16 protein-coding genes are annotated in these 15579 nt (G+C 45.0%); 8 read left to right on the top strand and 8 right to left on the bottom strand.

The window, feature by feature from the left end:
* A complete protein-coding gene (locus V7K31_RS04280; RefSeq protein ID WP_335092787.1) occupies positions 1-1656 on the top strand; it encodes a PRC-barrel domain-containing protein in 1656 nt (551 codons plus the stop codon).
* Positions 1657-1939: 283 nt separating this feature from the next.
* Here the strand turns inward: V7K31_RS04280 and V7K31_RS04285 are convergent, their stop codons facing one another.
* Positions 1940-2098 carry a hypothetical protein gene (locus tag V7K31_RS04285; protein ID WP_335092788.1) on the bottom strand — a complete coding sequence of 53 codons (159 nt, stop codon included), beginning with the start codon at positions 2096-2098 and terminating at the stop codon, positions 1940-1942.
* A 13-nt stretch (positions 2099-2111) separates the two neighbouring features.
* Positions 2112-3017 (bottom strand): CoB--CoM heterodisulfide reductase iron-sulfur subunit B family protein, encoded by a 906-nt coding sequence (locus V7K31_RS04290; protein WP_335092789.1) that lies wholly within the window; start codon positions 3015-3017, stop codon positions 2112-2114.
* 777 nt (positions 3018-3794) lie between these two features.
* Here V7K31_RS04290 and acpP point away from each other — a divergent pair.
* The 4 genes from acpP to tkt all read left to right on the top strand — a co-directional run bounded on the left by acpP (position 3795) and on the right by tkt (position 7845).
* A complete protein-coding gene (acpP, locus tag V7K31_RS04295; RefSeq protein WP_334831534.1) occupies positions 3795-4049 on the top strand; it encodes an acyl carrier protein in 255 nt (84 codons plus the stop codon).
* A 222-nt stretch (positions 4050-4271) separates the two neighbouring features.
* Complete coding sequence (fabF, locus tag V7K31_RS04300) at positions 4272-5522, top strand: beta-ketoacyl-ACP synthase II (RefSeq protein ID WP_335092790.1); 1251 nt, start codon at positions 4272-4274, stop codon at positions 5520-5522.
* Positions 5523-5589: 67 nt separating this feature from the next.
* Positions 5590-5763 (top strand): hypothetical protein, encoded by a 174-nt coding sequence (locus tag V7K31_RS04305; protein ID WP_335092791.1) that lies wholly within the window; start codon positions 5590-5592, stop codon positions 5761-5763.
* A gap of 54 nt (positions 5764-5817) precedes the next feature.
* Positions 5818-7845, top strand: coding sequence for a transketolase (tkt, locus tag V7K31_RS04310; RefSeq protein WP_335092792.1), 2028 nt, complete (start codon positions 5818-5820; stop codon positions 7843-7845).
* A gap of 283 nt (positions 7846-8128) precedes the next feature.
* Here the strand turns inward: tkt and V7K31_RS31785 are convergent, their stop codons facing one another.
* Positions 8129-8254, bottom strand: coding sequence for a hypothetical protein (locus V7K31_RS31785; protein ID WP_442941209.1), 126 nt, complete (start codon positions 8252-8254; stop codon positions 8129-8131).
* A gap of 30 nt (positions 8255-8284) precedes the next feature.
* Positions 8285-8725, bottom strand: coding sequence for a hypothetical protein (locus V7K31_RS31790; RefSeq protein WP_442941210.1), 441 nt, complete (start codon positions 8723-8725; stop codon positions 8285-8287).
* 726 nt (positions 8726-9451) lie between these two features.
* On the opposite strand from V7K31_RS31790, the gene V7K31_RS04320 reads away from it, so the two are divergent.
* Positions 9452-10366 (top strand): M48 family metallopeptidase, encoded by a 915-nt coding sequence (locus V7K31_RS04320; protein WP_335092793.1) that lies wholly within the window; start codon positions 9452-9454, stop codon positions 10364-10366.
* Positions 10367-10453: 87 nt separating this feature from the next.
* Here V7K31_RS04320 and V7K31_RS04325 read toward each other — a convergent pair whose 3' ends face one another.
* The 4 genes from V7K31_RS04325 to rpaB all read right to left on the bottom strand — a co-directional run bounded on the left by V7K31_RS04325 (position 10454) and on the right by rpaB (position 12961).
* On the bottom strand, positions 10454-11170 hold the full coding sequence (locus V7K31_RS04325; protein ID WP_335092794.1) for a hypothetical protein: 717 nt from the start codon (positions 11168-11170) through the stop codon (positions 10454-10456).
* Between the two features lie 102 nt (positions 11171-11272).
* Positions 11273-11449 (bottom strand): hypothetical protein, encoded by a 177-nt coding sequence (locus tag V7K31_RS04330; protein ID WP_335092795.1) that lies wholly within the window; start codon positions 11447-11449, stop codon positions 11273-11275.
* Between the two features lie 52 nt (positions 11450-11501).
* On the bottom strand, positions 11502-12134 hold the full coding sequence (locus V7K31_RS04335) for a cofactor assembly of complex C subunit B (RefSeq protein WP_335092796.1): 633 nt from the start codon (positions 12132-12134) through the stop codon (positions 11502-11504).
* Between the two features lie 98 nt (positions 12135-12232).
* Positions 12233-12961, bottom strand: a complete 729-nt coding sequence (rpaB, locus tag V7K31_RS04340) for a response regulator transcription factor RpaB (RefSeq protein WP_335092797.1) — start codon at positions 12959-12961, stop codon at positions 12233-12235.
* A 170-nt stretch (positions 12962-13131) separates the two neighbouring features.
* Here rpaB and radA point away from each other — a divergent pair, with 170 nt between their 5' ends.
* Both radA and V7K31_RS04350 read left to right on the top strand, forming a co-directional pair.
* Positions 13132-14658 (top strand): DNA repair protein RadA, encoded by a 1527-nt coding sequence (gene radA, locus V7K31_RS04345; protein ID WP_335092798.1) that lies wholly within the window; start codon positions 13132-13134, stop codon positions 14656-14658.
* 98 nt (positions 14659-14756) lie between these two features.
* The gene (locus tag V7K31_RS04350; protein ID WP_335092799.1) at positions 14757-15464 is read left to right on the top strand and encodes a Uma2 family endonuclease; all 708 of its coding nucleotides are present in this window, start codon (positions 14757-14759) and stop codon (positions 15462-15464) included.
* The last annotated feature ends 115 nt before the right edge of the window (positions 15465-15579 follow it).

Here is a 15579-nt window from a genome sequence, read left to right on the forward strand (position 1 = left end):
ATGCGTAAAGGTAGTGATGTTATCGATAAAGTAGTTGTTACCTATGACAATGGTAAGAAAATTGAGCGAATTATAGATTTAATTTTTGATCAAAAACACAATCAACTTTTGGGTTTCCTCGTTGAAGAGAAGGGACTATTTCGGGGTGCAAAAGTCATTCCCCTGGAAGAAGTGCAAGCGATCGGGTTAGATGCGATCGTCGTTAACTCGAAAGAATCTGTTGTTAAGGTACATCGTGTCCCTGCAATTAAAGAGATTCTCCATCAGAATATCGTCCTAAAAGGAACGAGAATTCTGACCACTGAGGGACTCGACCTTGGTGCACTAGTTGATTTGTTCTTCGATGAGCATAGTGGACTGGTGGAAGGATACGAAGTTTCTGGCGGTGTATTTGCGGATGCTTACTCGGGGCGATCGTTCGTTCCCGCTCCCGAAACGCTGACAATTGGTTACGATGTTACCTTTGTGCCTCCAGAAACTGCTCAGATGATGCAAGAACAGGTCGGTGGTATCCGGGGAGCCGTCCAAGCAACTGAAGACAGGTTGCAAGAATCGGCCCAAACGGCTAACCGCAGACTACAAAAAGCCAGCCAGTCGGCAGGTGAGCAACTGCAAAGCTCAGTAGAGAATGTGAACCGCAGGCTACAGTCAGCAAGCGATAATGCAGGTGAGCAACTGCAAGCCGCAACTGATGCTACTAGCAGCAAACTGCAAGACCTCAATCGAGATGCATCTGCCTCTGTGACAAACAATCTGGTTGACCCTGCGGAGCAAAAAATATACGTGATTGGCAAGCATGTTGAGCGGGATGTGCTGACTCCAGACGGTAGTGTACTGCTACTACAGGGGCAGGAAGTCACCCTAGTCGATGCAGAAGCAGCCGCTCGTATGAGCATCCTTGATGAACTCTATCGAGCTACGGGTGGCAGTCTGACTGCAAACATCAGCCGCAATTTGAAAGCAGCAACAGAATCTACTAGCAATCAAATTCAGAGCGCAACTCAGAAAGGTGCTGCTAACCTACGTCACTCGGTTGATGGGCTGGCAGAATATGTGGCGATCCAGCAGGCAAGAGGGCGCAGAGTCCTGCAAACAGTGCGTGCTAACGATGGCTTAATTATTGCAGCATCTGGGCAGATTGTAACTGAATCGGTCCTTGAACGCGCCCAAATTTACGGCAAACAAGTAGAATTACTGAACGCTGCTGGTCTGGCTCTGGCAAGCGCAGTTAGCTCTACCGCAAGTGACACATGGTTAGAAACCAAAGTTCAATTGCGCGATCAAGCAAGCGTTGCCCAAAAGAACCTTAACACTTTCTGGCAAGCTTTGAAAGATCAGGCAGAAAAGTTGCAAGGACGCAGCACACGGGCGATGAAGAAGCAACGAATTGAACAAGCGCTAGGTCGTCCAGTTACCCGCGTCATTCTTGATCCAGAAGACAACGTGATTCTAAATGTGGGTGAATTGATTACCCATCGCGCTGTCCGTCAGGCTGAAGAAAGTGGAGTCCTGAATATCTTAGTGAGTTCGGTCTATATTAAGGAGCCAGAAATATCTGATCAAGAGCTGCGTGCCCAAGAACATGGAATGGCATCTCTGGCGCATCATGGTAATGGGCGATCGCAAATTGAAGTCAAATCAATCTCAGTAAACTAATGCTCGACTTTAACAAGTCGCGCCCAGGATTCCCCAACTTCAGATCCAGAAAGTTGGGATGATTTGGCACAACTTATTGAAAGGGATAATTTCCGAAAATACCTTTCATGTTTTTGAAGATATAAAGTTTTACCCCACCCTAAGCCTCCCCTTTCTAAGGGGAGGGAAAGAGATTTTTGATTTCCCCCAATACATCGGGGGGATTAAGGGGGGTAAAATATCACTAACTGAACGGTATTGATCTATAAAATTGGCCCGTTGCTAATGGAAGGATGTAAAAACTTTAAGTTATTGCTGAATTGAACTTAGCTCTTAGACAGCTTAAACTTGCCTTCGCGATCGCTTTGGTATCGCTCTGCTTCACACCCGTACAAGCATAGCCCGTAAAATCTGAAATTCTCCCATCGTCGATATTTAACGCACCACCTCCGCCAGATGACATTGCACTTGCCAAACTAAAATCCTAATTTCTCCAATACTGGCTTTGTGGAAACAATGTGGCGTTCTAAACCCAGTTCTTTTGGACTAACCCCAAGTGCCAAAGCAATTAACTGAGGTAAATGCAACACTGGTAAACCTAGCTTCTGTTCAATCACCTTTTCCACTTCTGGCTGACGCGAATCTAAATTTAAGTGGCACAAAGGACAAGGCGTAACTATACAGTCAGCACCAGATGCCAAAGCGTCCTGAATATGCATCCCCGCCATCTTGAAAGATTCGGTAGTGGCATAACTAGAAAGTGGCCAGCCACAACATTGCGTCCGTCCTCGGTAATAAATTGGTGTTGCACCCACTGCCCGAAACATATTTTCCATCGCTTCCGGTTGGAAGGGGTCATCATAGGGCATAGATTTTTGGGCGCGGAGGAGATAACAGCCATAAAAAGCCGCACATTTTAATCCAGTTAACTTCCGGGTGACACGTTTGGTAATTTCCTCTAAACCGTAATCTGTTACCAAAGCGTAGAGGAGATGTTTAACGTCGGTAGTCCCGCGATAAGGTGAACAGCCTTCTTTATGCAGTAAGCCATTAACCTGTTCAATGTAGGCAGGGTCGGTTGTCTGGCATTCTTTCAGGTGTTCGTTGACGTGACCGATAACACCTTGACAAGTGCTGCAATGAGTAAGTAAAGGCAGATTTAATTCTTCTGCTAAAGCAATATTTCTGGCGTTGACTGTATCTTCTAGCAGTTGGGAATCTTCTTTAAATGTGCCAGAACCGCAGCAAGCAGCTTTTTTAAGTTCAACCAATTCAATGCCCAGTGCTTGGGTAAGCGCTTGAGTTGACTGGTAAAGTTCCCGACAAGCCCCTTGGGCAACACAACCAGGGAAGTAAGCGTATTTCAGGGTGTGAGATAGCATAGAAGTATGTTTGGGTTAGAGCGATCGCTCTAAACAATAACTGTTTTATCATTCCTTGTTAGCACCGAAGTTCTGATGTTTGACGTTGGGCGACCCTTTAACCATCTAGGTTCAAAGCCGCCGCGTCTACATATTCTCATTGCTAGCAAGGCTGTAAATACTGATCGAGACATTGTAAAAAATTTTAGCAATAATTGAAAAGCCGAAGCCTTTACACGGTATCGGCGATGGCGTAGCATCCTCCATTGCCCAAGTGTTAAGAGAAAACTTACCCCATTCTTTTTAGAATAAAGGTTTTCTCACAGAAAAACCCTTAGCAGTAGGCGATCGCGCTTGACAGGAAAAATGAGATACAGAGCTACGCACTTCTAGGGCGGCTTTTTGATAAACTGCGAATGGAGTTAAAAATCCCCTTCTAGGCTCAAGACACGTTGAAACAGTTACGGTGAGAGCAGGCGTAGACAAAAGCAACTGGGCAATTGTCTAAAATCTATCCCAGAAGCTCAAAGCAAGTCATTTTTTGCTTGTCTTCCTTAGTCGCGGCACGGCATTCCGAGACTCAAAACGGACGTGGAGAGCGTGTAAGACCTCGGTAGAGGCTGTGCTTGTTGAAGCGTCAACCCCATTCAGCGACTACTTCCCGTTGGGGTGGTAGCGTGGTGAGGAATCATCGCTCATTTAGGACGGTGAGGATGTCAAGATAAGATGTATATGCTCAAAACAATGTCTCCTCTAAATGAGCAGATTCTCGCAACTGGTTAAGGACTTTTATTATTTATGAGCCAAACGGAACTTTTTGAAAAGGTCAAGAAAATCGTCACCGACCAATTGAGTGTTGACGACCCTGCCAAAATCACACCCCAGTCTAAGTTTATGGACGATCTAGGAGCAGATTCCTTGGATACCGTTGAACTGGTGATGGCCTTAGAAGAAGAATTTGATATCGAAATTCCCGACGAAGCTGCCGAGCAGATTATATCGGTTCAAGACGCAGTAGATTACATCAATAACAAAGTTACCGCATCAGCTTAACTGGGGATTAGGGATTGGGGATTGGGGAGATTTTTCTTCAGCACCTAGTCACACGAAGGGTGACGTTAGGAACGTCGCTAACGCTGACACTAACGCCAGTCTCTCATAAAGGAAATCTTTAAGACCCTTCGGGTGACGCTCCGACTGCGCTGGCTCACCATTACCTAGTCGCTAGTCTCGAATTTTTTGCCATGCAGCTTTTTCGCCATTTTTAACTGAATCATGACAGATCATACACGTAAACGCGTTGTTGTAACTGGTGTTGGCGCGATTACACCTATAGGTAACACAGCAACAGAATATTGGAATGGATTATTGAGTGGACGCAATGGTATAGACTACATCACATTATTTGATGCGTCTCGCCATGATTGCCGTATTGCTGGTGAAGTTAAAAATTTCGATCCACATGATTACTTGGAGCGCAAAGAGGCCAAGCGCATGGATCGATTTGCCCAATTTGGGGTTGCGACAGCAAAACAGGCTCTATCTAACGCGGAGTTAGTGATCAATGACCTGAATGCAGAACAGGTAGGTGTCATGATCGGTTCTGGCGTTGGTGGCATTAAGGTATTAGAAGACCAGCAAACTATCTACCTCAACCGTGGCCCCGATCGCTGTAGTCCATTCATGATCCCGATGATGATTGCCAATATGGCCGCAGGATTAACGGCAATTCACACGGGTGCTAAAGGGCCAAACTCCTGTCCTGTAACTGCCTGCGCTGCTGGCTCCAACGCCATCGGAGATGCTTTTCGCTTAATTCAAGGAGGATACGCCCAGGCGATGATTTGCGGGGGAACGGAGTCAGCTGTCACACCATTGTCGATAGCTGGGTTTGCCGCTTGCAAGGCACTCTCTTTTCGCAATGATGACCCATATACAGCTTGCCGTCCCTTTGACCGCGATCGCAACGGATTTGTCTTGGGTGAAGGTTCAGGAATTTTAATTCTAGAAGAACTGCAACACGCAATCAGTCGCGGCGCTCACATTTATGCCGAAATGATCGGCTATGGTATGACCTGTGATGCCTACCATATTACCTCCCCCGTACCTGGTGGACTCGGAGCAGCTAGAGCGATCGAACTAGCGCTCAAAGATGCCAGTATAACTCCCGAACAGATCAGCTACATTAATGCCCACGGCACTAGCACCCCAGCTAATGATTCAACTGAAACCTCAGCCATCAAAAAAGCTTTGGGAGAACATGCCTATAAAGTGGCAATTAGCTCCACCAAATCAATGACAGGTCATTTATTGGGCGGTTCTGGAGGTATTGAAGCAGTGGCAACAGTACTGGCGATCGCTAATGACCAAATTCCCCCGACAATCAATCTGGAAAATCCCGATCCAGAGTGTGACTTAGATTACGTGCCTAACTCTAGCCGCGCTCAAAAAGTCGAGGTGGCAATATCCAATTCTTTTGGGTTTGGCGGTCATAATGTCACACTAGCCTTTAAGAAATATGTCTAAAAGAATTCAGGAGTCAGAATTCAGAATTTAGAATTTAGAATTCAGAAGTTTTATCCTCCAATGCCCAATGCCCAATGCCCAATGCCCAACGAAAGTATCAGAAATATCATTCCGATATAATTTAAGCGTTCAGCATGACCCAATTATCAGCTTGATTTATCACCAGAAACTCAGGAGATCCCGCTTGTCGATGGACAAGCGGGAGTGGGATGATGAGGATACTGTGGGGAATCTAAAATAACCCCAACAAGAGAAGCTACCAAGAGTGCTAACCCGTCGTTAAAAACAAGAGATTATGACTGTTGCAACCCAATCCCCCAAAGAAGTTTCCCTCGAAGAACTTTGTATTAACTCGATCCGCTTCTTGGCTGTTGATGCCGTAGAAAAGGCGAAATCGGGACACCCAGGACTGCCGATGGGCGCGGCTCCGATGGCTTTTGTACTTTGGGATCGCTTTTTAAAGTTTAATCCCAAGAATCCCAAATGGTTTAATCGCGATCGCTTTGTCTTGTCTGCCGGTCATGGCTCGATGTTGCAGTACGCCCTGCTCTATCTCACAGGCTACGACAGTGTAAGCATTGAAGATATCAAGCTATTCCGTCAATGGGAGTCCAAAACCCCTGGACACCCCGAAAACTTCATGACCCCAGGCGTGGAAGTCACCACCGGTCCACTAGGTCAAGGAATTGCCAATGCAGTCGGTTTAGCGATCGCCGAAGCGCACCTGTCCGCTAAATTTAACAAACCTGATACCAAGATTGTTGACCATTACACCTACGTAATTGTAGGTGACGGGTGCAACATGGAAGGAATTTCCGGTGAAGCTGCTTCTTTTGCAGGACATTTGGGATTAGGTAAACTCATCGCTCTGTACGACGATAACCACATTTCCATCGACGGTTCCACAGATATAGCATTCACCGAAGATGTTTCCAAGCGTTTTGAAGCATACGGTTGGCACGTCCTGCACGTCAAAGATGGCAATACTGATTTAGCGGCAATTGAGAAAGCGATCGCCGAAGCTAAAGCTGTAACCGATAAGCCGTCGATGATTAAGGTAACAACCACCATTGGTTACGGTTCACCCAATAAAGCAAACACTGCTGGTGTTCACGGTGCTGCCCTTGGTGGAGACGAAGTAGCATTGACTCGGAAAAATTTGGGTTGGGAATACGAGCCTTTCGTAGTACCCGAAGATGCCCTCAACCACACACGCAAAGCAGTTGAGCGCGGTGCAGGCTACGAAACCGAATGGAACAAAACATTTGCCGACTATAAAGCTAAGTATGCCCAAGAAGCGGCTGAGTTTGAACGCTACATAAGCGGCAAACTACCAGATGGTTGGGATAAGGTACTACCCACCTTCACCCCCGAAGACAAAGGACTGCCCACCCGCAAACACTCAGAAACTTGCCTCAACAAACTGGCGGCGGTTTTACCTGAATTGATTGGTGGTTCGGCTGACTTAACCCACTCCAACCTTACCGAAGTCAAGGGCAAAGGCGACTTTCAAAAAGGGCAATACGAAAACCCCAACATCCACTTTGGTGTACGGGAACATGGTATGGGCGCAATCTGTAATGGTATCGCGCTGCACAGTTCGGGATTAATTCCCTACGGCGCTACCTTCTTGATCTTCACAGATTATATGCGTGCTGCCATCCGCTTATCGGCCCTTTCCCAAGCTGGCGTAATTTGGGTGATGACTCACGATTCCATTGGACAAGGTGAAGATGGTCCCACGCACCAACCCATTGAAACTCTGGCTTCCTTGCGAGCCATTCCTAATTTAACCGTGTTTCGTCCCGCAGACGGTAACGAAACCTCTGGCGCTTATAAAATAGCGATCGAGAAGGCGAAGCAAAACGCTCCTACCCTGTTGGCGTTCAGCCGTCAAAACGTCCCCAACTTGCCAGGTACATCAATTGAAAAGGTGGCGAAAGGTGGATACACCGTGGTGGATAGCGAAGGTACACCTGATATCATTTTGATTGGCACTGGTTCAGAACTGAGCCTCGCCGTCGGCGCAGCCGAAAAACTCAAAGCCGAAGGTAAGAAAGCCCGTGTTGTCTCGCTACCTTCATGGGAACTGTTTGAAGCACAGGATGCGGCTTATAGAGAGTCTGTTCTGCCGAAAGCTGTCACCAAGCGTTTGTCTGTAGAAGCTGCTAGCAGTTTCGGTTGGCATAAGTACGTAGGCACTGAAGGCGATTGCGTTAGTATTGATCGCTTTGGTGCTTCGGCTCCAGGCAATGTTTGTCTAGAGAAGTTTGGCTTTAGCGTTGATAATGTGTTAGCTAAGGCTAAACAATTGTTGGGTTAATAACAACAGAATATTCTCAAAATTTTGTGGGGTGGGCCGAAAAGTCATTGGTGTCAAGTTAAGGCATTAGCCCAGATGTCAAGAGAGTGAGCAGCCGTTCGTCGGTGACGTTGACGGACGGCTTTAACTAAGCCCATCCAAGGATAATGTTCCACAAGCCAAGGAATAAGTTGTAACTTAGGGTTAAGTAAAAGTGGGCGGTATAAAAATATCAGATGCGAAACACCATTTCTACGGAAATGCGTTCAATAGGCTGTCGTAGAGCGATGCCTACGGCGGTAAACTAGGCTACATCAGCACACAAGTCATTCAGAACAGCGTAGAAAATCCAAGTAGCGTATATTTGCATTTGTACACCGTTTGTGCCACCAACCCAAAGATCGGACAAGCCCAACAATCGCTTAGTCAATAAAAATGCCTCCTCAATGGACCAAGGTCGTCAGTATAAATTACAAATTTCTTGTGCTGAAAGTTGTTGTGGGTCAAGAAGATTAGTCAAATGTCTTTGAGACAACGCAAGTTTACTGACTTTCGTTGCTTCTACCCAGATTAATCCTTCTATTTCTAGCGATCGCAATACATCCGTGAGATGTTGTACTTGTCGATACACTAGACTCAACACTATTGCTGCCATGACTGGTAAGGTCAGTACTCGTGAACGCAAGCTCTGTTCTTTGTCTTTTACCCCTTTGAGGTTAGTAAATATACCTAAGCTGATTAGTTCAAACAGGCGTGATTCTATCTCTTTACTGCCTGGAGCCGGTACGCTGACTCGATGGCGAAAATCTGGATTACCTTGTTTTTTCCGTGGTTTACTCATGGCTTTTTCAACACCCTTGTGTTGACTTTTACCATTGATTTGTCCACTCTTGACAGCCATCCATTTTTCTTAACTTGACACCAATGGTGAGGGCACTCATCCCACAAGAAAATTTGGGATGTTTTTTTATTTGTCAGTCCCTAACGTTAAAAGGGCGGTTATAAACCGCGTCTACAGGAGACTTTACCCACCGATATGGGTTAAAAACCTTAATTTTCTCTTAGTCCGCAAAGGCGGACGAGAGTTTGTGTAGCCACGAATTCCATTCGCCAAGGCTCTGCGCCCCTACTGTATATTCTATCTGGGTAAGATGGTGACAAATGCCTAGAGCATCGGTTCAGTAATCAAAAACCTAACCCCCCAGCTCCCTTGCCTACAAGGTAAGGGCAGGGTGGTTTCATACAAGCAGAGAAAAAACAAAACTGAGTTTCAAAGCCTCTCGATCCTTGCCTAACGGCAGGCTGACGCCAACGGGGAGAGGAATGGAAGCGGGGTAAAAAGCCATGTCACAAAACGAGAATCAATACTTATGTATTTTTCTTTCTTCGTATGAAACCACCCTGCTTCCCTACAAGGTAAGGGGGAGTCAAACTACCCTCTCCGTTTCGGAGAGGGGTTGGGGGAGAGGTTCTTTCAGGATTACTGAATTGGTCTACTAGTACACTATGGCGGAAATTTGCCTAACTTTAACAAGGGGATTTTGCCCCTTGTTAAAGTTGAGATCGTAGCTGAATTTACGCCGTGTCGCCTAATGCTTCTAAACTGCTATTTAAAAACTCAAAACTAATGACGAGAAAATTATTAACCGGACTGAGTTCCCAAGCCTACGAACACCCCTTCGATCGCAAAGCCTTGGCTTCTTTGCAAAATATGCCCGGTGTCTCCCTGCTACTCAAAAAAGTTAATGAATACGGCATTGATCGCCTACTCAGGCTACAAAGCCTTGGTAGTGAAATTAGAATTTCGCCCCGTAATTTTCCCCAATTACATCAGACATTTGTAGAAACCTGCCAAATTCTTGATGTTACTCCACTTCCTGAACTGTATCTGTTTCAAGGCACAGGTCACATTAAAACCTACATTGTTGGAGTAGAAAAACCCCTTGTCGGTATCAATCTAGATGCGATGGAGTGGCTTGACTCAGATGAGTTGCTTTACGTTTTCGGACACGAAGTTGCTCGCATCAAGAGTCAGCACATGGTTTATCACCAAATGGCAATTGTGATGCCAACTTTGAAAAATTTGTTGAGCAGTACCACACTGGGGGTTGGTGGCTTGCTAGCTGGTGGAATGGAACTGGGTTTGTATAATTGGCGAATGATGGCTAGGTTCACTGCTGATCGGGCTGGAATGCTTGCTTGTCAGGATCTTGACGTAGCAACTACTACACTGATGAAACTCGCGGGTTTGCCAGATGAGTACTTAACTACTGCTGTAATCGAAGATTTCCTCGTTCAAGCCCGTGAGTTTGCATCCAATAACTTAGATAGTGTGGATAAAGTCACCAAAATATTAAGCTATACAGAATCTGGGCTTTCCTGGGTAGTTATGCGGGCTGGTGAGTTATTAAAATGGGTTGATTCCGGAGAATATGAGAATGTAATTCAACAGAAAAATTTAAAGACACCAGAAGAACCGGAAGAAAAAGAAGGAAAGACATCGGAAGAAAAGGAGGGGTGGAATTTTTTGACTTCTTGGTGATTAAATTTTAGATTTTAAATTGAACATGGGAACGAAGTAACCTTGGTAGCAGCATTAGCCTAACTGATCTTCACGGCTACAATCAATTTAAGAACCAAAGGTTTGTTTCATTTTTGAAAGAAGCTTCGAGATGGACTCACCGTGGATAATAGAACCATGCATTGTTGCAAGGTACTTAATGGGTAGCTTCTCTATTGCTTCAATCCCTCGAGTGAAGCTTTTGCCTTCAGACATAAACCCGACTTTTTGCTGAAACTTAATGATAGATTCTGTAAGATCCTTCTCGGTAACAGGTTCGTCGAACTGACCAGGATGAGCCGCAAGATCGGAACAAAAAAGCATCTTCTCTTGCGGCTGATAGAATACACAACTCTCCCATCCATGAGGAAAATGAGGAGTTTCAATAAGTATGATATCTCTTTTACCCAAGGAAAGAGCTTTGTTATTCTTAAGAACCGTTGTTGGTCGCAGTGCAAAGTCATCCATGTTCGATTGATTTAGAGGACTCACAATTGTTTTGGCTTCTGGAGCTGCTTCAAGCCACTGATTAAGCGCTCCGCACTCATCAGCCTCAAGGTGACAAAAGGCAATGTAATGAAGTTTTGAAGGGTCACAGACAGACGAAACAAGCTGATAAGTTTGCTCGAACCAATTTGAGCGACCCGTATGAATAAGCATAGGGCGCTCATCAAGGATAAGGAATTGACTGAAAACAAACTTTTTATTATCTGAGATAGAAAGCTTATATATATTAGGAACTATCTCATCTATGCGCGTGAAGTTAGCATTGAAATGCGTAAACATTATATTTAGGGTAAAAAATATCTGACAAAATCCAATTTTTGTTCACAATTGCGAGTTGTGTTTGTAAGTCTATATTATTGGTAGTGGACAGCTTCATCCCGACTAAGTCATTGCTGAAAAATCAAGTTCCGGCCATTCTCTGGGTAAACAAGCGGGTAAACCCGCTCCCGGTTTTTTCTCATCTCCAATCGACACACGTAGTTCAATTTTAGATCCAACCTGCTTCTGTGCGCTCAGGCTTAATGGGTGTATTTGTTTGAGATTTTTAAGTGGAATCACAGGTAAATATCCCAAAATGTAAAATTGTCTAACTTCTAAAGTAGGGAATAACCTAACTACTAAGAGTCACAGCAAGTTTATCAGCAATTCCCGCAATCCAGTTTTCGTCTTGTTTAGTATAACTGCGAGGAGTATTCGCTGCCAAAATTAGCGCACCTTGGTTACTAATAGGTTGACAAATTACACCTTGAGTATTTTCTGGTAAATAATCAAATTCAACCCTACCTGGATATACTTTTAGTGCAACTAGATAAATCGGCTTTTGTTTTTCGAGTACCTGTTTTAAGATTACTCCTGGTACAACCTCAGATTTAGTACCCAGAATCCCACGACGCAACAAAACTTTACCTTGATAAAAAACCACAAGCGATCGCGTTACTGTATTAGTCAACAATAAATGAGATGCCCAAGCTAGCTCTGTTTTCACAACTTCAGGTAAATCTGCTGCTAGTGCAAAACCAACTTCACCAATTAGTTCTACAGTATCAGGCGATCGCGGCTGAACTTGCTGCCAAATTAAACCCGTCAAAATTAACACCGCACTCAAAATCACGCCTACCACATCACCACGCGATTGAGACTGGGTTAATTCCGGTGTCAATAAACGATTAATCAGCAAAAGCACAGCGCCTAGCCCACCGACGACAATGGGTAGACGCCGCAAAACTCGATTAGGATCAGTCATAAGTCAATTCTCATTGGGCATGGGGCATTGGGCATTGGTTATTAATTATTCTCCCCTGCTCCCCCTGCTCCCTCATCTCCCCCTGCTCCCTCATCTCCTCACTCATCCCCTGCTTCAATAATTCGTTGGAAAAGATAACCAGTACCCCGCGCTGTGAGAATCAATTCCGGGTTGCTAGGATCATCTTCTAACTTTGCCCGCAAACGGGAGATATGCACATCCACTACACGGGTATCAACATGGCGTTCTGGTGTGTAACCCCAAACTTCCTGCAAAATTTCCGAACGAGAAAAAGCTTCTCCAGAGCGACTGACTACCAACTCTAATAAGCTGAACTCCATACCCGTCAATCGAATTCGCTCATCGCCTTTATAGACTTGTCGCTTATTCGTATCGATTTTAATATTAGCGACATGGATCACTCCAGAACTAGGAATGCCAGAACCACTGGTTTTGTCTACCCGCCGTAGCACCGAGCGAATTCTAGCTTCTAGCTCCTTGGGGGAAAATGGTTTAACTACGTAGTCATCAGCACCCAATTCTAGCCCAGTGATGCGATCGGCTACATCACCCAAGGCTGTTAGCATAATAATGGGGACATCTGATTCTTTTCGTAATTCTTGACATACACCATAGCCGTCTAGTTTTGGCATCATTACATCCAAAACTACCAGGTCAGGATCAGTTTTGCGAAAAGTTTCCAAAGCCTCTTCCCCGTCGCCAGCCGTCACTACATCGTAGCCAATCATGGAAAGGCGCGTTTCCAAAATCCGGCGAATGCTGGCTTCGTCGTCTACCACCAAGATTTTTTCTTTATGGCTTTCCAAGTTTCTCAAGGCTCCTTCACTAAAAATTTACATGATTAATTTTTAATACCATAATATTAAGATATCATTCCATCAATTGATTTGGAAAAAGCTCTAAATACTACTATGATTGGTTTTTAGTTTTTCCCAAGAATTAAGTAAATATTAAGATTATTTAATAAGATTTCAGAATGGCAAAGCCAAAAACCTTTTTCACTTGTAACGAATGTGGAGCAGAATCGCCCCAGTGGTTTGGTAAGTGTCCAGGTTGCGGGACTTACAACTCTTTGGAAGAACAAATTTCTATTCAATCCTCAGTAGATGTACCCAGTCGAGGGGGAGTGAGTAGTTGGCAATCAACTCAAAGCAATGGCAAATCTCACGCGAAACCAGCTAAAGCGCGAGCCTCTTTAACGTTTGATCAAATTACCGATCGCCAAATTGCCCGATGGGAGTCTGGTTATGAAGAATTGGATCGGGTGCTTGGAGGTGGGATTGTCCCCGGCTCTATGGTGCTGATTGGTGGCGATCCTGGTATCGGTAAATCTACTCTATTATTGCAAGTATCAAATCAATTAGCGCAGAAATACCGCATCCTTTACGTAACTGGTGAAGAATCGGGACAGCAGGTAAAATTACGAGCTTCTCGTTTGGGAGTATCAAAAGCCCTAAGTGTGGTGAATGAGGAGAATGTAACAGTAGTAGTAGAGACTACACTTCCCATAGATCCTGACAGTATCGGTGCAGATTTATATGTACTACCAGAAACAGATTTAGAAGAAATTTTACGGGAAATAGACTCTCTAAAACCAAACGTGGCGGTGATTGATAGTATCCAAACGGTGTTTTTTCCGGCGCTGACTTCTGCACCAGGTTCAGTAGCTCAGGTACGGGAATGTACAGCAGCACTGATGAAGGTAGCGAAGCATGAAGATGTCACTATGCTGATTGTGGGACACGTCACCAAAGAAGGAGCGATCGCAGGTCCAAAAGTTTTAGAACATTTAGTAGATACAGTGTTGTATTTTGAAGGCGATCGCTTTGCCTCACATCGGTTATTACGGACAGTCAAAAACCGCTTCGGCGCAACTCACGAAATCGGCATCTTTGAAATGGTAGCGGAGGGATTGCGGGAAGTCTCCAACCCTTCAGAGCTATTTTTAGGCAACCGTGACGATCCCGCTCCCGGTACAGCAATTGTGGTTGCTTGCGAAGGCACTCGCCCGATAGTTGTAGAATTGCAAGCTTTGGTGAGTCCCACCAGCTATCCCTCCCCCCGGCGTGCAGGTACTGGCGTAGATTACAACCGCTTGGTGCAAATTCTCGCCGTCTTAGAAAAACGGGTGGGAATTCCCATGTCAAAATTGGATTCCTACGTTGCTTCTGCGGGTGGGTTGAATGTGGAAGAACCGGCAGTAGATTTGGGAATAGCGATCGCGATCGTTGCCAGTTTCCGCGATCGCATTGTCGATCCCGGTACAGTATTAATCGGTGAAGTTGGGTTAGGCGGACAAGTGCGATCGGTTTCCCAAATGGAACTGCGATTGAAAGAAGCAGCTAAGTTGGGATTTAAAAGAGCGATCGTGCCAAAAGGGACAAAATTTCCCGACTTGAATATTGAGATATTACAAGTATCCAAAGTAATAGATGCGATTATCGCCGCCATCCCCCATCAGGAATTGACAACCGACGATTTAGAACCCGATGAAGATGAGTAACCAATAGCCCCCTTTTTGAAGGGTGTTGCGAGAATCTAAAACAGTCAAACACCAAGGTCAAATCTGAGACTTTACAGCACCCCAAAGGACAACCCACCATGACAGCCCTCATCCAAGACTACCAAATCACTTGGGAAAAACTACCGGATGATTACAAACTCCCAAATGATCCAGTGGACAACATCAACCAACCAGCCTTAGCGGCTGCACTAACAGAAAGCCTACAATTAGCCGGAAAAATTTCAGCTAACGCCCTAACAACAAGCAATTACGGCATTTGTGCCACTCTAAACAACAGAATGGTTATTAAAGCCCCTGATTGGGCTTTCATTCCCAAAATTAACGTTAATAGAGAAGAAGTAACACGCAGTTACACCCCTCAACTACAGGGTGACATTCCCGTAATTGTGATGGAATTTATTTCCGATACACAGGAGACAGAGTATTCTGTCAAAACGACATATCCCCCAGGAAAATGGTTTTTTTACGAGCGCATCTTAAAAGTGCCAAACTACATCATTTTTGAACCAGATAGGGGCAGTATCGAGATGTATCGTTTACCAAGCACAGAACAGTACATCTTGCAAGAGCCTGATGAAAATCAACGCTACTGGATTGCCCAAATGAATCTTTACATTGGGGTGTGGCAAGGTACTCGTGAAAACCGCACAGGAAAATGGTTGCGGTGGTGGGATGAACAAGGAAACCTTCTACTTTGGGGTGGAGAATTAGCTGAACAGGAAAGACAACGTGCTGAACGACTAGCGGCACAATTACGGGCGGCGGGGATTGAACCAGAAGTGTGATGACTTATTTTAGGAAAAATTGAAAGGCACTGATCCCCGAATTCTTTGAGAAGTTGGGGATCTTGTTTATCACAAATGATTAAGTAGGGCTATATTGTTGAATTTTTCGACTCAA

Source organism: Nostoc sp. (assembly GCF_036917675.1).
GTDB lineage: Bacteria > Cyanobacteriota > Cyanobacteriia > Cyanobacteriales > Nostocaceae > Nostoc.